The organism is Nonomuraea roseoviolacea subsp. carminata, from assembly GCF_024172185.1.
In the GTDB taxonomy this organism is placed as follows: domain Bacteria; phylum Actinomycetota; class Actinomycetes; order Streptosporangiales; family Streptosporangiaceae; genus Nonomuraea; species Nonomuraea roseoviolacea.
Genome location: NZ_JAMZEC010000001.1, coordinates 7,029,955 through 7,047,318 on the forward strand (window position 1 = coordinate 7,029,955; position 17,364 = coordinate 7,047,318).

The 17,364-nt window shown below is 75.6% G+C and carries 12 protein-coding genes; 6 read left to right on the forward strand and 6 right to left on the reverse strand.

What is annotated here, in order from left to right; all coding sequences use genetic code 11:
• The first annotated feature begins 6 nt into the window (after window positions 1-6).
• The 5 genes from lanKC to HD595_RS32455 all read left to right on the forward strand — a co-directional run bounded on the left by lanKC (window position 7) and on the right by HD595_RS32455 (window position 8,531).
• Window positions 7-2,670, forward strand: coding sequence for a class III lanthionine synthetase LanKC (gene lanKC / locus HD595_RS32435; RefSeq protein WP_253775685.1), 2,664 nt, complete (start codon window positions 7-9; stop codon window positions 2,668-2,670).
• A gap of 3 nt (window positions 2,671-2,673) precedes the next feature.
• Window positions 2,674-2,805: a SapB/AmfS family lanthipeptide gene (locus tag HD595_RS32440; RefSeq protein WP_175595241.1), complete on the forward strand. Its 132-nt coding sequence runs from the start codon at window positions 2,674-2,676 to the stop codon at window positions 2,803-2,805.
• A gap of 100 nt (window positions 2,806-2,905) precedes the next feature.
• The gene (locus tag HD595_RS32445) at window positions 2,906-4,834 is read left to right on the forward strand and encodes an ATP-binding cassette domain-containing protein (protein ID WP_253775687.1); all 1,929 of its coding nucleotides are present in this window, start codon (window positions 2,906-2,908) and stop codon (window positions 4,832-4,834) included.
• Window positions 4,831-6,543 (forward strand): ATP-binding cassette domain-containing protein, encoded by a 1,713-nt coding sequence (locus HD595_RS32450; RefSeq protein WP_253775689.1) that lies wholly within the window; start codon window positions 4,831-4,833, stop codon window positions 6,541-6,543. Before HD595_RS32445 ends, HD595_RS32450 begins: the two co-directional genes overlap by 4 nt.
• On the forward strand, window positions 6,540-8,531 hold the full coding sequence (locus tag HD595_RS32455) for a prolyl oligopeptidase family serine peptidase (protein WP_253775691.1): 1,992 nt from the start codon (window positions 6,540-6,542) through the stop codon (window positions 8,529-8,531). The genes HD595_RS32450 and HD595_RS32455 overlap by 4 nt, the downstream gene beginning before the upstream one ends.
• A 10-nt stretch (window positions 8,532-8,541) precedes the next feature.
• Here HD595_RS32455 and HD595_RS32460 read toward each other — a convergent pair whose 3' ends face one another.
• The 5 genes from HD595_RS32460 to HD595_RS32480 all read right to left on the reverse strand — a co-directional run bounded on the left by HD595_RS32460 (window position 8,542) and on the right by HD595_RS32480 (window position 15,703).
• Window positions 8,542-9,147 carry a response regulator transcription factor gene (locus HD595_RS32460; RefSeq protein WP_253775693.1) on the reverse strand — a complete coding sequence of 202 codons (606 nt, stop codon included), beginning with the start codon at window positions 9,145-9,147 and terminating at the stop codon, window positions 8,542-8,544.
• A gap of 161 nt (window positions 9,148-9,308) precedes the next feature.
• Entirely contained in the window at window positions 9,309-11,741 is a 2,433-nt protein-coding gene (locus tag HD595_RS32465; protein WP_253775695.1) for a S8 family peptidase, read from the reverse strand.
• A 107-nt stretch (window positions 11,742-11,848) separates the two neighbouring features.
• Window positions 11,849-12,250: an SCO4225 family membrane protein gene (locus tag HD595_RS32470; RefSeq protein WP_253775697.1), complete on the reverse strand. Its 402-nt coding sequence runs from the start codon at window positions 12,248-12,250 to the stop codon at window positions 11,849-11,851.
• Window positions 12,251-12,265: 15 nt separating this feature from the next.
• A complete protein-coding gene (locus HD595_RS46955; RefSeq protein ID WP_253775699.1) occupies window positions 12,266-13,924 on the reverse strand; it encodes a phospholipase A2 in 1,659 nt (552 codons plus the stop codon).
• A 51-nt stretch (window positions 13,925-13,975) separates the two neighbouring features.
• Window positions 13,976-15,703: a BTAD domain-containing putative transcriptional regulator gene (locus HD595_RS32480; RefSeq protein ID WP_253775701.1), complete on the reverse strand. Its 1,728-nt coding sequence runs from the start codon at window positions 15,701-15,703 to the stop codon at window positions 13,976-13,978.
• 131 nt (window positions 15,704-15,834) lie between these two features.
• Between HD595_RS32480 and HD595_RS32485 the strand changes: the two genes are divergently transcribed.
• A complete protein-coding gene (locus HD595_RS32485; protein ID WP_253775703.1) occupies window positions 15,835-16,329 on the forward strand; it encodes a carboxymuconolactone decarboxylase family protein in 495 nt (164 codons plus the stop codon).
• On the opposite strand, the gene HD595_RS32490 is transcribed toward HD595_RS32485, so the two are convergent.
• A complete protein-coding gene (locus HD595_RS32490; RefSeq protein WP_253775705.1) occupies window positions 16,326-17,357 on the reverse strand; it encodes a zinc-dependent alcohol dehydrogenase family protein in 1,032 nt (343 codons plus the stop codon). The genes HD595_RS32485 and HD595_RS32490 overlap by 4 nt on opposite strands.
• Window positions 17,358-17,364 lie beyond the last annotated feature (7 nt).

Sequence of the window (17,364 nt, forward strand, 5' to 3'; positions counted from 1 at the left end):
CGCCAGATGGACCAGTATGAGCTGTACTGCCTGGCAGACAGCCATTTCTACGACACACTCGGCCACACCGCGGCCGAGGAGTCGGGCTTCTCCATCCTGCGCCGGCCGCTCCCCGAGGGCTGGGCCCACGAGGTGACCGGCACCTGGTGCTATTACGCCGCCACCGGCCAGCCGCCGCTGCCCCGCCAAGGCTGGAAGATCCACGTCTCCGCCCGCCGCGACGACGCCGAACGGGCCATCGCCGCCGTGTGGGAATACTGCGTCCCCCGCGGAATCGCCTTCAAGTTCCTGCGCGGCCCGGCCGTTCACGTGATGGTCAATTCCAAGGCCGCCTCCCGCGCCTCCAGCGGGAAACTCGTCACCATATACCCGCGTGACGAGGCGCAGCTCGAACTCGCCCTCAAGGAGCTCCACGAACTCCTGCGCGGCGTCAAGGGCCCGTACGTCCTCAGCGACCTGCGCTACGGCGAGGGCCCGCTCTACGTCCGTTACGGCGGTTTCGCCGAACGGCACTGCCTGTCGGGCGGGGGCGAGCGGGTGCTGGCCGTCGAGGACGGCGACGGCCGGCTCGTGCCCGACGTGCGCGGGGCCACGTTCACCGTGCCGCCGTGGACGACCCTGCCCGCCTTCCTGGAGCCCCACCTGGCCGCCCGCAACGCGGTCACGACGACCGGCCTGCCGTACGAGATCGAGCAGGTCCTGCACTTCTCCAACGGCGGCGGCGTCTACCTGGCCCGCCACCGCGCCACCGGCGAGCGGCTGGTACTGAAGGAGGCGCGCCCGCACGCCGGCCTCGACGCCGCCGGGCGCGACGCGGTCACCCGGCTCGCCCACGAGCGCGACGTACTGGAACGCCTGGCCGGCCTCGACGCGGCGCCCGCGCTGCGCGACCACTTCACGCTCGGCGAGCACCACTTCATCGTGACCGAGTTCGTGGACGGCACGCCGCTCCAGCGCCGCCTCGTCCACCGCTACCCGCTGACGCGGGCCACCTGCGGGCCCGACGACGTCGCCGCGTACACCCGCTGGGCGCTCGCCACGCTCCACCAGGTGGAGGAGGCCGTCGAGGCGCTGCACGCGCGCGGCGTCGTCTTCGGCGACCTGCACCCCGACAACGTGCTGCTCACCGACGGCGGGCGCGTGGTGCTGATCGACTACGAGGTCGCCACGCTCGTCGGCGACGGCGCGCGCTCCGCGCTGGCCCACCCCGCGTTCGCCGCGCCGCCGGACCGGCAGGGGGTGGACGTCGACAGGTACGCGATGGCATGCCTGCGGTTCGGGCTGTTCGCCCCGCAGTGCACGATCATGCTGCCGCTGCACCGCGCCAAGATCCACCAGCTCGCCGAGCTGGTCGCCGAGCACTTCCCGGGAACGGCGGACATGGCCCGCGCCGCCGCGGCCACCATCGCCGGGCCCGGAGGGCCCGCCGCTGCCCGCCCCGAGGTGGCTACCCTCGCCGGCCCCGGGGTGCCCGCCACCGCCCGCCCCGACGTGGCCGCCGTCGCGCGCCCCGCGGTCCCGTCCGCTGACGTCGCGGACCGCCTGCCCGTGCCGGGGTTCGCGCCCTGGCCCGATCTGCGCGACGCGATGTGCCGGGCCATCACCGCCTCCGCCACCCCCGAACGCGACGACCGGCTCTTCCCCGGCGACGTCGCCCAGTTCCGCCCCGGCGGCGGGCTCAACCTCGCCCACGGCGCCGCCGGCGTCCTGCTCGCGCTCACGGCCACCGGCGCCGGCCGGTTCCCCGCGTACGAGGAATGGCTGCGCGAACGGGCGCTGCGGCCCGCCCAGGGGTCGGGGCTCGGCCTGTACGACGGGCTGCACGGCGTCGCGTACGTCCTCGACCGGCTGGGACGCCGCGAGGACGCCCTCGACCTGGCCTCCGCCTGCTTACGCGAGCGATGGGAGGGGCTGGAGTCCGCCCTCCACTCCGGACTGTCCGGGATCGGGCTGAGCCTCCTGCACCTCGGCGACCCCGACCTGACCCGGGCCGCGCTGCGCGCCGCCGACATCTGCGCCGACCGGCTCGGCGGCCCCGCCGACGTCCCCGAGACCAGCGGCGGCGACAACCCCCGCGCCGGCCTCATGCACGGCTCCAGCGGCCCCGCCCTGCTCTTCCTGCACGCCTACGAGCACACCGGCGACACCGCGCTGCTCGACCTGGCCGCCACCGCGCTCCGGCAGGACCTGCGCCGCTGCGCCACCGCCCAGGACGGCTCCCTCCAGGTGAACCAGGGCTGGCGGCTTCTTCCGTACCTCGACGAGGGATCGGCGGGCATCGCCCTCGTCCTCGCCCGCTACCTCGGCCACCGCGACGACCCCGAGCTCGCCGAGGCGCTGCCCCGGCTGCGGCGGGCCGGCCACGCCGGCTACTACGTCCAGCCCGGGCTGTTCACCGGACGGGCCGGCATCGTCGCCGCCCTCCCGGAGGGCGACCCCGACACCGATCGCCTCGTCAAGGGGCTGCGCTGGCACGCGCTGCCGTTCGCTGGCGGCCTCGCCTTCCCCGGCGACCAGCTGCTGCGGCTGTCGATGGACTTCGCGACGGGCACCGCGGGTGTCCTGTTCGCGCTCGGCTCGGTGCTGGGCGACACGCCCACGCACCTGCCCTTCCTGGAGCCGGCCCCGCAGGGACGGCCCCACCACCCCGACACGCGGAAGGAGGTGTGAACCATGGTGCTTCTCGACCTGCAGGGCCTCGAGTCCCCGGCGAGCAGCGACGTCGCCAGCGGCGGCTCCACGCTCACCGTGCTGGGCTGCCACTCCGGCGCTCCCAGCAACCTGAGCGTCGCGGTCTGCCACTGACCCGCGACATCGGTGATCCCCGCGCCGCCGCTCTCGTCGGCGCGGGGATCACCGGCATTCCGGTTTTTCGAGACTTTCGAGGTTTCCGAGGGAGGCGGGGGTGCGGGCCGGAGACCGGCTGGTGATGGACGCGGTACGGCGCGGCGGGTCATGGCCCGTGGTGCTGGCCGTCACGGCCGTCGCCGGGGCCGCCGCCGAGCTGGCCCTGCCGTACGCGGCGGGCCGCACCGTCGACGCCCTCACCGGATCGCTCGCGGGCGGGACCACGGCTTCTTCCGACGGCGTTCTCACCGGGCTCATGGAAGCTTTCGCGGGCCGCGCCGGGGGCTGGCTGGTCGCCTGCGTCGCGCTCGTCGCGTGCGTCATGCTGTGCGAGAGCGTCGGCGTGTGGGCGCGCGGCGCGAGCGGCGCCCGCGCCGCGGCCCTGCTCCGGCTCCGGGTGCTGCGCCACGTGCTCGGCGCCGGGCCCGCCGCCACCCGCCGCTTCCCCGAGGGTGAGCTGGCCACCCGGGCCGGGCTCAACGCCGAGGAGGCGGGCCGCGCCCCGGAGACGGTCACCGGCGCGCTCGCGCTGCTCGTCCCGACGGCCGGCGCGCTCGTCGCGCTCACCCTCATCCACCCCGTCCTCACCGTCGCCCTGGCCGCCGGGATCGTCCTCGTGCTGTTGGTGCTGCGCGGGTTCCTCCGTACGACGACGGCCATCGCGGGCGGGTACCAGGAGGCGCAGGGCGAGATCGCCGCCCGGCTCGTCGGCGCCCTGGACGGCGCCCGCACCATCGCGGCGGCGGGCACCGCCGGCCGCGAGGCCGACCGCGTCCTCGCGCCCCTGGAGAAGTTGCGCCGGCACGGCCTGGCCCTGTGGCGGGCGAACGCCTCGGCCGGTGTCCGCGCCGGGCTGGTCGTGCCGCTGGCCGAGGTGGCGGTGCTGGCGGCGGGCGGGCTTCTGCTGGCCTCGGGCGAGCTGACGGTGGGGGAGCTGTACGCGGCGGCGAGGTACGCGGTGCTGGGGTCGGCGCTCAGCACGGGGCTGGGACTGGCCGGGGCGCTGGCCCGGGCCCGCTCGGCTGGCGCCCGCCTGGCCGACCTCCTCGCGATCCCGCGTCCCGCTCACGGCTCCCGCTCTCCCGCCGGTCCGCCCACCGCCTCCGCCGCTTCGGACGGGAGGACGCCTTCGGACGGGGAGACGCTGCCGTTGGGCGGCGTGCTGGACGGGGGGTCGGGCACGCTGGAGTTCCGCGGGGTTGCGGCGCACGGGCTCTCGGTCGGGGACCTCGTCATCCCCGGCGGGTCGGTGACGGCGGTCGTGGGACGCTCGGGCTCGGGCAAGTCGCTGCTCACCGCGCTGGCGGCCCGCCTGCTCGACCCCGAGCGCGGGACGATCCTCCTGGACGGCGTGCCGCTGCCCGAACTCTCGCACGACGCGCTGCGGCGCGCGATCGGCTGCGCCTTCGACCGGCCCGTGCTGGTCGGCGACACCATCGGCGACGCCATCGCCCTCGGCCTCCCTGGCGCGGCGCCGGATGCCGCGACGTCCGAAGCCCCGGGCGCGGCGCCGGGGGCCGTCGTGGCGGCGGCAGCGGCGGCCAGGGCCGACGGTTTCGTGCGGCGGCTGCCCCAGGGGTACGCCACCCCCATCCCCGACGCGCCCCTGTCCGGCGGCGAACGGCAGCGGATCGGCCTGGCCCGCGCCTTCGCCCAGGCCGGACGCCTGCTCGTCCTGGACGACGCCACCAGCAGCCTCGACACCGTCACCGAACGCCAGGTGGGCCGGGCCCTCACCGCCGACCCCGCCGGCCGCACCCGCCTGATCGCCGCGCACCGCGTCGCCACGGCCGCCCGCGCGAGCCTGGTCGTCTGGCTGGACGACGGCACCGTACGCGCCACGGGAACCCACGCCGACCTCTGGCACGACCCGTCGTACCGCGCGGTCTTCCAGGACCCGGCCCCCGACCAGGAGACCCCGGAGGTCCACGAGGCTCCCGAGAACCAGATCCCCCGGCGGGCGGTCGTCCAGGAGAAGACCCCATGACCGCCGCGCGCCGCGGCACCGCGACCGCGCCCCTCCGGCGGGCGTTGCGACGGCACCCCTCCCAGCTCGCCCGCATCGCCGCCTGGTCGGCCCTGGAGGCCGTGCCCGCGTTCCTCATCGGGCACGCCGTGGCCCGCGCCATCGAGGACGGCTTCGCGGCGGGCCGCCCCGGCACCGGCCTGGCGTGGCTGGCCGCGCTCGGCGCGGCGTGGCTGGTCGCCGCCGTCGCCGCGCGCCAGATCGTGCTCGCCGTGGCCGCCGTCGCCGAACCGTTCCGCGACGACCTGCTCGCCGTCGTCGTCCACGGCGCCGTACGCCGGGCCGCCGCCACGGCCGGCGCGCGGCGGGACAGCGCCGCCGTCACCCGCGCCGGACTCCAGGTCGAGCTGGCCAGGGACGCGTTCGCGGCGGTGGTGACGACGGTCAGGGGATTCTTGTTCACCGTGGTCAGCGTCGTGCTCGGCCTGCTCACGCTGGCGCCGGGCGCGGCGGCGCTGGTGCTGCCGCCGTTCGCCGCCGGGCTGGGACTGTTCCTGGCGTCGCTGCCGGCGCTGGCGCGCAGGCAGCGCGCGTTCCTGATGGCCGACGAGCGGCTCGCCGAGGCGACGACCGCCACGATGGGCGGGCTGCGCGACATCGCCGCCTGCGGCGCGGAGCGGCGGGAGGGCGACCGGCTGGCGGCGCGCGTCGCGGAACAGGCCGCGGCGGCGCGCGCCCTGGCCCGCGTCACGGCGGTCCGCACGGCCGCGCTGGCCGTGGGCGGGTGGCTGCCCGTCCTGCTGCTCCTCGCCGGGACGCCGTGGCTGCTGCGCGGCGGGGCCGGCGCGGGCGTCGTGGTGGGCGCGCTGGCGTACGTCACCCAGTCGCTCGCGCCCGCGCTCGGCGGGCTCGTGCAGGGCCTCGGCGTCAGCGGCGTGCGGCTGGCGGCGACGCTGGACCGCATCGCCGCCTCGGGAGCGGACGAGGAACCGCCGGTCCCGCGGCTGCGGCCCGCGGGCGCGGAGGTCCGGCTGAGCGGGGTCACGTTCGCGTACGGGCCGCACGCGCGGCCGGTCGTGGCGGACCTCGACCTGCGCGTCCCGGAAGGGGAGCACCTGGCGGTGGTCGGGCCCAGCGGGGCGGGCAAGTCCACGCTGGCGGCCCTCGTCAGCGGCCTGCTGCGGCCCGGCGCGGGGGAGGCGCTGATCGGCGGGGTCCCGGCCGCGTGCGCGGACCCGTCCGCCCGGGTCCTCATCCCCCAGGAGGCGTACGTCTTCCGCGGCACCCTCCGCGACAACCTCACGTACCTGGCGCCGGAAGGAGTCCCGGAAGAGGATCTGGGCCGGGCCGTGGCGGCGCTCGGGGCGGAGGACCTGGTGGAGGCGGCCGGCGGGTACGACGCGCCGCTCGACCCCGCCGCCCTGTCCGCCGGGCGGCGTCAGCTCGTCGCCCTCGTCCGCGCCTACCTGTCGCCCGCCCGCCTCGTCGTCCTCGACGAGGCCACGTCCTGCCTCGACCCGGCCGCCGAGGCGCGGGTGGAGCGGGCCTTCGCCCGGCGCGGCGGCACGCTCGTCGTGGTCGCGCACCGCATCACCTCCGCGCGGCGCGCCGGCCGCGTCCTGCTCATGGACGGGCCGGACGTGCGCACCGGCACGCACGACGAGCTCGTCCGCACCGCCCCCCTGTACGCCGACCTGGTCGGCCACTGGCAACCGGAGCCCGTTTCATGAAATATCCGGACGCGCCGCGTCTGCCGCACATCGACCACCTCCACGGCCACGAGGTCGCCGACCCGTACCGCTGGCTGGAGGACCCCGCCACCTCCGGAACCCGCGCCTGGCAGCAGGCCCAGGACCGGCTGTGGCGCGAGCACGCCGCCGCGCTGCCGCTGCGCGACCGGTTCGAGGCGCGCCTGATGGAGCTGAGCGCCGCCGGCCTGGTCACGCCGCCGCTGTGGCGCGGCGGGCGCCGCTTCCACCTGGCCCAGTCCGCGGGGCAGGAGCACCCGGTGCTGCACCTCGACGGCGTGCCGGTCCTCGACCCGTCGGCGCTCGACCCGTCGGGCCTGACCACGCTCGACGGCTGGCAGCCGGACCACGACGGCCGCCTGCTCGCCTACCAGGTGTCCCGGCGCGGCGACGAGCGCGCCGACCTGCTCGTCCTCGACCTGGACACCGGCCGGCCGGTGGACGGCCCGATCGGCGGCTGCCGCTACTCGCCGGTCGCGTGGCTGCCCGGCGGCGACGCCTTCTACTACGTCCGCTTCCGCCGCGGCGTCTACCTGCACCGCCTCGGCGACCCGGCCGACGTGGAGGTGTTCACGCGGGGCGCCGTCGCGTACGGGCTGCAGACCAGCGGCGACGGCCGGTGGCTGACCATCACCGCGGGCACCCGGGCGGGCAACGGCGCCTGGCTGGCCGACCTGTCCGCCGGCGACCCCGCCCGGCTCGACCCGCGCCCCGTCCACGAAGCGGGACGCGAGCGGGACGCCCGCACCGAGGCGGCCGTCGGCCCCGACGGCCGCCTCTACGTCCTGACCGACCAGGACGCCCCGCGCCGCAGGCTCTGCGTCGCCGACCCGGCGGAACCGTCGGCGTGGAAGGAGCTGATCCCGGAGGACGGGGCGGCGGTGCTGGGCGCGTTCACCGTCCTGGACGGCGACCGGCTGCTCGTCGCCCGCACCCGCCACGCCGTCGGCGAGATCGGCGTCCACGACGCGGCCACGGGGGAGCGGCTGGCGGAGGTGCCCCTGCCGGGCAGCGGCACCGTCACCGCCCTGACCGCGCGTCCGGACGGCGGCCACGAGGCGTGGTTCGGCTACACCGACGCCGTGACCCCCGCCGAGGTGTGGCGCTACGACGCCCGCGACGGCGCCGCGACCCGCTGGGCGACCGCGCCCGGGCACGTGCCGTTCACGGAGGTGGAGAGCCGGCACGTCGAGTACACCTCCGCCGACGGCACGCGCGTGCGCATGGTGGTCTCCGCCCTGCCCGGCCGTGACGGGCCGCGGCCGGCGATCCTCACCGGGTACGGCGGGTTCGGGGTGCCGCTCACGCCCGCGTACGCCGCCGACTCGCGCGCCTGGGTGGAGGCGGGCGGCGTCCTCGCCGTGGCGCAGCTGCGCGGGGGCGGCGAGGAGGGGGAGTCCTGGCACCGCGACGGCATGCTGGGCCGCAAGCAGAACGTCTTCGCCGACTTCGAGGCCGCCGCCGAGAAGCTGGTCGCCGACGGCTGGACGGAGCCGGGCCGCCTGGCGGCCTGGGGCGAGTCGAACGGCGGCCTGCTCGTCGGCGCCGCCCTGACCCGCCGCCCCGACCTGTTCGCCGCCGTCATCTGCTCGGCCGGGCTGCTCGACATGGTCCGCTACGAACGCTCCGGCCTCGGCGCCTCCTGGGCGACGGAGTACGGCACGGCCGCCGACCCGGAGCAGCTCGCCTGGCTGCTCGGCTACTCGCCCTACCACCACGTCCGCGAGGGGGTCGCGTACCCGGCGACGCTCTTCACGGTCTCGGGCGGCGACTCGCGGGTGGACCCGATGCACGCCCGCAAGATGTGCGCGGCCCTCCAGGCGGCGACGACGGGGGAGGGGCCGGTGCTGCTGCGCCACGACCCCGACGTCGGCCACGGCGCCCGCGCGGTCAGCCGCTCGGTCGCGCTCGCCGCCGACGTCCTCGCCTTCGCCGCCGCCCACACCGGCCTCACTCCGACGACCGACTGAGCCGGAAGGGTCAGATCCAGCCGGACTCGCGGGCGATGCGGATCGCGTCGATGCGGCTGCGGGCGCCGAGCTTGGAGGTGGTGCGGTGCAGGTAGTTGCGGACCGTTCCCTCCGACAGGAACAGCGAGGCCGCGATCTCCGCCACCGGGGCGCCCTCGGCCGCCGCACCGATCACGTCGAGCTCCCGGGGCGTCAGCGGGGGCTCCAGCGGTCTCATCGCGGCGATGGCCAGCTCGGAGTCGATGACCCGCTCGCCGGCGGCCACCCGGCGGATGGCGTCGGCGAGCTGGTGCGGCGGCGCGTCCTTGGCCATGAAGCCGCGCACGTGCACGTCCAGCGCCCGCCGCAGCAGGCCGGGCGTGCCGACGCCGGTCAGGATGAGGACGCCGCAGTGCGGCAGCTCCTCGTGCAGCTCCCCGGCCGCCTCCAGGCCGTCCTTGCCGGGCAGGGAGACGTCGATGACGGCCACGTCGGCCCCGGAGGAGCGGGCGGCGGGGACGATCCTGTCCCCCCGGTCGACCTCGGCGACGATCTCGATGTCCTCCTCGTAGGCCAGCAGGGCCACGATCGCGCCGCGTACCAGATGCATGTCCTCAGCCAGCAACGTTCGGATCAACGTTTGTCCTCGCGGTCGGCCAGCAAGACCTTTCCGGTTCTGAAGGCAGCCCTGACCCCCGCGCGCGGGGTGTCAGGGCGCCGTCACCGCGAGTCTCTGCCCAGTTACGGCGGAAGCATGCTAGAGCACCGGAAATTTCGGCATTTCTTCGCGGACAGTGATCATCGTCCGCTGAAGTAGGCGTACACGGTGACCGAGAGCGACACCTGCGACGTGCCCTCGTTCTTCAGCACGATCGTCCCGTCCGGCCGGAGCGCGGCCGTCGCGAACCCGGAGGTGTCCTTGCCCGCCGCGTACGCCACCGCCCGCACGGCCGTCGAACCGGTCTGGGGCACGACCGTGACGAGCCCGTTCGCGCCGCCCTTCGCGGCGACGGCGAGGCCCACCGCGCTGACGCCGGAGGACGGCACGTCCGCGACGCCGCCCGGCCGCAGCAGGTACGTGCCGCCCGCCGGGACGGCCACGTTCGAGGCGACGGCCGCGGGACGGATCGCCTTGACCGTCGAGCCCCGCTGGGCGGAGGTGTAGTACCCGGTCACGTCGACGGTGACCTCCGCCGCGGCCGAGCCCAGGTTGTGAATGTTGATCTTCCCGCCGGTGCCGGGCCTGACGACGGTGAAGAACTGGGTGGGGACGTTGGCCGGGTAGTCGCTGTTGGCGTCCACCGGGTACGGGTCCCCGGTGGCGTAGACCCGCAGCGTGCCGGTCGAGGTGCTCTTCGAGGTCACCGACAGGGCGACCGCGTCCACGCCCGACGCCGGGACCCCGGTCATGGCGGACGTCGCCAGCTCGACGTTGCCCCACGCCGGGACGACGGTGCGGTCGGCGGCGCGGGCCGGGGCGATCGCGACGTGGGTGCCGCCGATGGCCGCGGCGGCGTGGTCGAGGGTGTAGCCGTGGACGTCGAGGTAGACGCGGACCGCCTGGGCGCTCCGGTTCTCGATCTTGACCTTCCCGTCCGCGCCGACCTTCGCGATCACCAGGGTGGAGGCGTGGCGGGCGGCGTCGTAGAAGAGCGTGGGCAGCTCGGGCTCGGCCTCGCCGGACGGGTAGAGGACCAGCGAGCCGGAGTTGAACCAGTCGCCCTTGGCGCTGAGATTGAGCGCGGCGGCGGCGAGCCCCTGGGCGGGCAGCCCGGCGGCGCCCGAGACCTGCACGGTCATGGTGGAGTTCGCGCTGATCTGGACGTTGTCCAGGATCCGGCCGCGGGCGGTGAAGTACTGGTCGGGGCCGGGCCGCGGGGTGGTGCCCAGGGCCGCGTCGTCGAGCTGGAGGCGCGGCTTGACGACCCCGGACGACGTGATGCTCCTGCCGGTGCTGGTGATCATGGTCTGGAGCGCCGCGGCGGACGCGTCGGGGAACGCCTGGCTCAGCACGGCGATCGCCCCGGCGACGTGCGGCGCGGCCATGGACGTGCCGCTCATCGACTCCCACCCGCCGCCGGGCACGGACGAGACGATGTCCGAGCCGGGCGCGAACACGTCCAGCAGCGGCCCCCGGTTGCTGAAGCCGGACACCGCGTCCTGGTCGGTGGTGCTGCCCACGGTGAACGCCGAGGAGACGCACGCGGGGGCGCTGACCGCGTCCGCGTACCCGTTGTTGCCCGCGGCGACGACCGTGGTCACCCCCGCGGCCAGCAGGTCGTCGATGGCGGGCTTGCGCGGGTCGTCGTCGCAGGCCGCGGTGTACCGGCCACCGCCCAGACTGAGGTTGGCCGCGACGATCGGGACGCCGTCGTCGCTCATCTCCCGCGCCTTCTCCAGGCCGGCGAGCTGGGCGCTGGTGAAGCTCAGGACGCAGGGAGCCGCGCCCGCGCCGCAGTAGTCCTCCGAGTCGAACCGGCTGAAGACCTGGATGGCGACGATCCCGGCCTCCGGGGCGACGCCGCCGTCGGCGGGGGCGCCGCTCACGCCCACCCCGTCGCCGGCGACGATCCCGGCCACGTGGGTGCCGTGGGAGCAGTCCAGGGCGGGGTCCGCGCACGGGCCGAGCTCGGAGTCCGCCGAGCCTGCGCCCTCCTGCGTGGCGGCGCCGCCCGGGCAGAGGCTGGTGGCCGAGTAGTCTGCGTCGACGGGGGAGAAGCACGCCTCGGCGGTGACGCGCCCGCCCAGGAACGGGTGGTGGGTGGCGACGCCGGTGTCGAGGACGGCGACGGCGTACCCCTCGCCGGTGAGCCCGGCCGCGCGGGTGCGGTCGGCGCCGATGAGCGGGATGCTCTGGGCGAGCACCGGCGGCACGGGCGTGTCCTCGGACACGCTGACCACGCCGGGCTGCGCCTTCAGCCGGTCCAGCGCGGCCTGGTCGGCGCGGAGGGTGACGACCGGCGAGCGGGACAACGTCTGGAGCACCTGCCCGGAGCCCACGGTCCCGGCGGCGGCGGCCAGGTCGGCGCGTGAGCGCGTCACCACGTTGACCCTGAGCCGGGCGCCGGCGGACAGCTTCCGCGCCAGCTCCGGCTCGACCCGGGGGCCGGCCTGGACGGCGGCGGGCTCGACGCGCGGGGCGGTGGCCGCGCTCGCGGGGATGGGCAGGGCCGCCGGGAGGGCCAGGAGCGCGGCCATGGCGAGGGCGCGGCGAAGCGGGCGTGGAATCATGACGATCTCCGCTCGGAGTCGTTGCGTCGGTCGTGAAGCGGCGCCTCTTCCAAGGTCGCGGCTGTAGAGGTCGCGGCTTCAGGGGTCCTGTCTCAGAGGTCCTGTCTTCAGAGGGCGCGGCGGGGGCCGCGCAGGAGCAGCCACAACGTCCACGCCTGGAGCAGGCCGCAGCCCGCCTCCGCCGCCGTCAGGGCGTCGCCGTCCAGCACGCCGTCCAGCGGACCGGCCCACACCAGGGCGTTGGGGACGAGCGAGGCCGGGAGCGTGACGACCGTGAGGGCGAGCCCGGGCCCGATCGGCGCGCCCCGGGTCAGGGAGACGTACTCGGTGGCGGCTGCGGTCGTCGCGACCACCACGAGGTACGAGCCGGCCACCCAGGCGGCCCGCCGTCCGTGCTCGCGGGCGCGGATCCGGTCGCCGATCCAGGTCATCGTCTCCTGCCATGAGCTGGGGGCCGAGGGGGAGCGGATGGCGAGGAGGGGGCGCTCGACCTCGCCATCCGGGTCCATCGGTGACCTGCCGGGTTACGTCTTGTTGGCGCCGTTCTTCGGGTTGCCCTTGCGGACGCCCTGCCGGTAGATCCAGGCCCACCGCTTGCAGATGGTGGACTTCTTCTGCTTGAACCACGTCCCCTTGTACGCGGGACACGTCCAGTCCCGCAGGGTGATGTAGAACAGGTTGTCCACATCCGACTTGCGGTTGCGGTCGAGGTAGTACCGGTAGCCCTTGTACGTGTTGCCGATCAGGCCGTAGCCGTAGTCGTGCATGTCGCAGGCAGAGCGGAAGTCGAACTTGAAGCGGCTCGGCCGGTCCGGCGAGCTGGTGCAGTGGTCGTAGTTGATGCCGACCACCCAGTAGCCGGTGGGGAGCTGCTTCCAGTACGGGTAGTGCCAGCCGTAGTGCGCCGCCCAGGCTGCGCAGCCGCTGCGGCTGTACCACAGCCAGTGCACGGCGGCGTAGCAGTACGACGGGTAGGCCAGCGGCCCGGTGACGTCACCGCCGGGGAAGTCGCCCGGAGGCGGCCCCGTGGCGCCGGCGTCGGGGATGGCGGGCCCGCTCAGCGCCGGCGGCGTCCCCGACGAGGTGTCGGGCCGCCGGGTGGTGGAGGTGGCGGTCGCCGCGGGGGCCGCGGAGTCGCCGGTGAACGTGAGCTGCCAGTCGCCGTGGAGGCGGGAGTTGACGGTCGTCAGCCGCCCGGTGCCGTCGTAGGCGTAGCTCGCCCGCTGCGAGGCGTCCAGGCGCGGGTCGCCCATGCCGCGCAGCAGGCCGCCGGAGTCGTAGGCATAGCTGGCGACCGTCTCGGGCGCGCCGGAGCCGGCGGCCAGCGTGATCTGCTTCAGCCGCCCCGCGTAGTCGCCGGTGGCGGTGCCGGTGGCGGTGGTCGTGGTGGCGTACTGGAAGGTGAGCACGGTCTGCGGCTGCTCGCCGGCCGCGGGCTCGGTGACGGTGGCCACCCGGCCCTGCGCGTCGTAGGCGACCGACGACGTGCCGTCGGCCCTGCTCCCGAGCGCGGTGACCCGCCACGGGTCGTCCTGGGCGGTGCCCGCCTTCTCCCAGGTGTAGGTCTGGGTCAGGTCGGCGGGGTCGACCGGTTCACCGCTCCCGTTCGTGAACCCGTCGTCGCCCTCCTCCACCGCGTCCGGATCCATGGGGATCGTCTCGCTGATCGTGGTGCGCAGGGCTCCTGCCGCCGCGTCCCAGCGCGACGTCTCGGTGATCTTGGAGCCGTCCTCGGCCTCGTACTTGCGGACTCCGCCGCCCCCGGGGAAGTCCGCGCTGCTCTTGAGCGCGAAGCTCGTCGAGCCCCCGCCGTCGAGCTCCGTGACGACGATGGAGCCGCTCTGGACCTGGAGTTTCCTGCTGGTGGACCCGCCGAGGAACTCGGCCTGCCAGCCCGGCCCGAAGACGGCCAGGTCTGTCCGGGACGCCGGCACCGCCTTGAGCTGGGCGAGCGCGCCGTCCACGGCGGCCACGCTGTGCCGGCGGCCCACCTCGCCCTCGGGCACGTCGCTCTCGGTGATCTCGAACGTGGTGATGTCGGAGAAGTACTGGCCGGGGCCGATCGACTGGACGTCGGCCGGTGGGTCCGTCTCGGTGACGGAGGCGTTCGCCTGCGCGGGGAACGCGGTCAGCAGCGGGATGGTCAGCCCCATGACCGCCGTGACGACACCTAATCGCTTCACGCAGCCCTCCTCAGGAGGCCCGGAGATGGGATGGATCTTGCGGGCCGAACGCTATTCGAGGGCTGTTGCCACGGGGTTGCCACCGAGGTCGGCGGCGGTGACCGGCTTGCCATCGAGGTCGGCGGCCTCGCGGCTGCCCGCCTGGAGGAAGATCTCCGCCGCCTCCCGGAGGGCCGCGGACGCCGTGCCGCCGGTCTCCAGGCGGGCGAGGACGGTCAGCGTCCGCGCCCGCCACAGCGGCAGCTCCAGCTCGTCCCACACGGCCAGGGCATCGGTGAGCGCGCGCCCGGCTCCCGAAGGGTCGTCCTGGGCGATGCGCAGCTCGCCGATCGTGCGCAGGATCAGACCCCGGCCGAACCGGTCGCCCAGCCGCGAGCACACCCGCAGGCCGGTGCGCAGCCCCGGCTCGGCCAGCGCCAGGTCGCCCCGGCGGATGTGGATCTTGGCGAGGGCCTGGTCGGCGTAGCCGGCGCCGTGGGCGTCCCCCAGACCGGCGAACAGCCGCCGGGCGGCCCGGGAGCGGTCCGCCGCCGCCGCGTACTCGCCGCGGCCCCGGTGCACCAGCCCGATGCTGCGCTGGAGCAGCGCCTCGCCGCGCCGGTCGTCGATCCGCTGGAACGTGGCCAGGGCCTCGTCCAGCAGCGACAGCGCCGCGTCGTCGTCGCCCCGTTCGCGGCACAGGAAGCCCAGCATGTACGCGGCGTGCGCCCGCCCGGCCAGGTCGCCGAGCCGGGCGAACAGCGCGGCGGCCTCCTGGAGGGCGGTCTCGGCCGGCTCGAACCGGCCCGCCTCGGCGCGCACGGTGCCGAGACCGGACAGGGCCGCGGCCCGGTGCCGCCGGTCGCCGATCCGCTCGAAACAGCGCAGCGCCTCGGCGTAGGCGGCGGCGGACTCGGCGAAGCGGTCCTGGGCGAAGCGCATGCGGCCGAGCCCGAGCAGCACCATCCCCTCGCCTTCGAGGTCGCCGGAGCGGCCGGTCAGCGGCGCCCGCCGCGCGGGCCCGCCGGGCCCGGGCTCGTCCAGCGCGGGATCGGCGCACAGGATGTCCTGGCGCAGCCGCGCCACCTCGGGGCCGGGGTCGAGGCCGAGGTCGTCGGCCAGCCGCTCGCGCAGCCGTTCGTACGCGTCGAGCGCCTCGGCGACGCGCCCCGACCGGTACAGCGCGAGCATCAGCAGGGCGACCAGCCGCTCCCGTACGGGGTCGGCCGCCACCTCCCCGGCCAGCGTGCTCAGCACCTGCCGGTGCCGGCCGAGCCGCAGCGACGCCTCGATGTGCTCCTCCAGGACGACCCGCCGCGCCTCCTCCAGCCCCACGCAGAGCGTGTCGCGGGCCGCGCCGGTGGCGGCCTCGTCCAGCGCCGGGCCGCGCCACAGGTCGAGTGCCTGCCGCAGCAGGGCGGCCTTCTCCTCGTCGTCGCCGCTGGCGCGGGCCCGCTCGGCCAGCGCGCCGAACCGGTGCGCGTCGACCGCCAGGGGATCGACGCGCAGGCCGTACCCGGAGCCGGTGGCGAGCACGGCCGCCTCGCCTCCCGCGCCTGCCCGCCCGAGCAGGCCGCGCAGCCGCGAGACCAGGACCTGGACCTGGCGGCGGCCGCCCTCCGGCGGACGGTCGGGCCAGAGGAGTTCGAGCAGCCGGTGGACCGGCACGATCCGGTTGGGCGACAGGGCCAGCACGCCGAGCAGCAGCCGCTGCTGCCGCCTGGGCAGCGGGACCGGCGTTCCCGCCCATCGCAACTCCACCGGTCCGAGCAGGCGTATTCCGTGATCCTCAGCGTCCACGCTGACGGACCTCCCGGTCAGGCGTCGGTTCGCGCTCCGGGACGACTGTAATTGATCACACCGGAAAGTAAACCCTTGCGTAAAGTCGGATGTCGACCGCTTCGCGTCCGTGATGAGGGATGCTGGCGCCCATGGAACCTCGCGTGCGCCCCCTCCCGCCCGAGCAGTGGGACGACTTCCAGCGGGCCAACCCCCAGAACGTCTTCACCACGCTCGGCCGCCACCCCAAGCTCTACCGCGCCTGGCTGGGCTTCGGCAGCGTCCTGCTGTACGACGGCACGCTGCCCGCACGCGAGCGCGAGCTGGCCATCCTGCGCACCGCGCACCGCCACGGCAGCGCCTACGAGTGGGCCCACCACACGCGCATCGGCCGCGCGGCCGGCCTGACCGACCAGGAGATCGACGCCGTGCGGCGCGACGACGCGGACTGGCCGCCCGGCGACCTGCTGGTGCTGCGGACCGCTGACGAGCTGCACGCCGACGGCGACCTGAGCGACGCCACCTGGGCCGCCCTGTGCGAGCGCTACGACGAGACGCAGCGGATCGAGCTGGTCATGCTCATCGCCCAGTACGGCATGCTGGCCACGGTGCTCGCCACGCTGCGGGTGCCCCTGGAGGACGCCTAGGCGCCGGGGACGATCATCGTCACGCCCGGCACCGAGCCGATCGAGGCCAGCGCCTTGCCCGTGTCGGCCAGCCCGATCGTCCGCGTGACGAGCTGGTCCGGGTGCAGGATGCCGGCCCGGATCATCTCCAGCATCGGCGGGTAGGCGTGCGCCGCCATCCCGTGGCTGCCCAGCAGCCGCAGCTCCTGGGCGATGACCCGGCCCATCGGCACCGGTGTCGTCTCCCCGGGCAGCAGCCCCACCTGCACGTGCCGGCCGCGGCGGCGCAGGCTCTCGACGGAGGCGGCGCACGTGCGCGGGCTGCCCAACGCGTCGATCGACACGTGCGCGCCGCCCCGCGTCAGCTCGCGCACCTGCGCGCCCGCGTCGCCCGCCGACCCGTCCACGAAATGCGTCGCGCCCGCCCGCTCGGCCAGATGCAGCGCGTCGGCGCTGATGTCGACGGCCACCACCCGGGCGCCCGCCGCCGAGGCGATCATCACCGCGGACAGCCCCACGCCGCCGCAGCCGTGGACGGCCACCCACTCGCCCGGCCGCACCTCGCCCACGTGGGCGACGGCGCGGAACGCGGTGGCGAAGCGGCAGCCGAGCCCGGCGGCCGTGGTGTAGGCCATCTCCTCGGGCAGGGCGATGAGGTTGACGTCGGCGTGGTCGACGGCCACGTACTCGGCGAAGGAGCCCCAGTGGGTGAAGCCCGGCTGCGTCTGCCGTTCGCACACCTGCTGCTCGCCGGCGGCGCAGGCCGTACAGGTGCCGCAGGCGCACACGAACGGGACGGTCACCCGCGCGCCCGGCAGCCACCCGCGCACCTCGGAGCCGACCGCCTCCACCACGCCCGCGAGCTCGTGGCCGGGCACGTGCGGCAGGGCCCGGATGTCGGGGTCGTGGCCCTGCCAGCCGTGCCAGTCGCTGCGGCAGAGGCCGGTGGCGTGGACGCGGATCACCGCGCCGTGCGGTGCGGGGGTGGGGTCGGGCAGGTCGCGGAGGTCGAGCTCTCCGCCGAACAGGTCAAACGCAACGGCTCGCATCTCATGA

Bases quoted from the DNA above. Each gene is read 5' to 3' on its own strand.
- HD595_RS32490 (WP_253775705.1), bottom strand. From the start codon at position 17,357: ATGCGAGCCGTTGCGTTTGACCTGTTCGGCGGAGAGCTCGACCTCCGC.
- HD595_RS32450 (WP_253775689.1), top strand. From the start codon at position 4,831: ATGACCGCCGCGCGCCGCGGCACCGCGACCGCGCCCCTCCGGCGGGCG.
- HD595_RS32485 (WP_253775703.1), top strand. From the start codon at position 15,835: ATGGAACCTCGCGTGCGCCCCCTCCCGCCCGAGCAGTGGGACGACTTC.
- lanKC (WP_253775685.1), top strand. From the start codon at position 7: ATGGACCAGTATGAGCTGTACTGCCTGGCAGACAGCCATTTCTACGAC.
- HD595_RS32470 (WP_253775697.1), bottom strand. From the start codon at position 12,250: ATGGACCCGGATGGCGAGGTCGAGCGCCCCCTCCTCGCCATCCGCTCC.
- HD595_RS32440 (WP_175595241.1), top strand. From the start codon at position 2,674: ATGGTGCTTCTCGACCTGCAGGGCCTCGAGTCCCCGGCGAGCAGCGAC.
- HD595_RS32465 (WP_253775695.1), bottom strand. From the start codon at position 11,741: ATGATTCCACGCCCGCTTCGCCGCGCCCTCGCCATGGCCGCGCTCCTG.
- HD595_RS32455 (WP_253775691.1), top strand. From the start codon at position 6,540: ATGAAATATCCGGACGCGCCGCGTCTGCCGCACATCGACCACCTCCAC.